General features: G+C 67.6%; 1 protein-coding gene. It reads right to left on the bottom strand.

What is annotated here, in order from left to right:
• Positions 1 to 583 (bottom strand): transposase (locus HMPREF1316_RS00195; protein ID WP_021724871.1); only part of this gene is annotated, 583 nt, incomplete at its 3' end.
• Between the last annotated feature and the right edge of the window lie 166 nt (positions 584 to 749).

Here is a 749-nt window from a genome sequence, read left to right as displayed (position 1 = left end):
CGCGCCTGGGCACGCCGCCCGCGAACTCGAATACGTTCCCGGGCCCCTGGCAGACGCATTCGGAGGTCTCGCCCCAGAAGACCTGGGCGGGCCCGACGTCGGGGTGCGGGAAGGCGGCGGTGAGGTACTTGCCCCGGGTGGTAACGCCGCGCACCCGGAAATCCGCCTCCCCGAAGTCGACCTGGCACTCGCCGGGAAGCCAGTCGAGCAGCAGGCACCCTGCGGCGTCCCTGCGGTCGCGCTCCCGGGCCGTCTCCTCCCGCCGGCGCCTCACGTAACGCTGCACGGTCGAATAGGACCCAGGGTAGCCCTCCTCCTCGCGCAGCCTCACGTAGACGCGCGTGGCGGTGTGGCGCTGCTTGCGCCAGTTGCGGCAATCGTCGCCGAGCCATGCGTCGATCGTCGCCTCGTAGGGCGCGAGCACCTCGCTTGCCGGCTCGCGCCTTTTGGGCGGCTCGGGAGAGAGGTCCTCCATCCTCGCGTACTTGCGCGCCGTTGGCTCCGAGATGCCCACCGTCCTTGCGATCGAGGCCATCGGCTCTCCGCCTCTCACCCTTTTGCGCATGTCCTCTATCTTGTCCACGCCGACCGTTCCTCTCTGGCCCTCCTCTGTCGAATACCGAAGCAACGACATTGTCGGGCCGACTGCGGACGGTCGGCGTGCCCATGCCCGAAGCCGGAAGTTTCTCGTGCCCGGACCCGAAACTTTTCCGCGCTCAAATCAGCAAATTGAAGGCTATCAAACACAG

It is taken from the genome of Olsenella profusa F0195, from assembly GCF_000468755.1.
GTDB lineage: Bacteria > Actinomycetota > Coriobacteriia > Coriobacteriales > Atopobiaceae > Olsenella_F > Olsenella_F profusa.
Note: the sequence above shows the minus strand (reverse complement) of the source record. Positions and strands in the feature narration are given on the sequence as shown.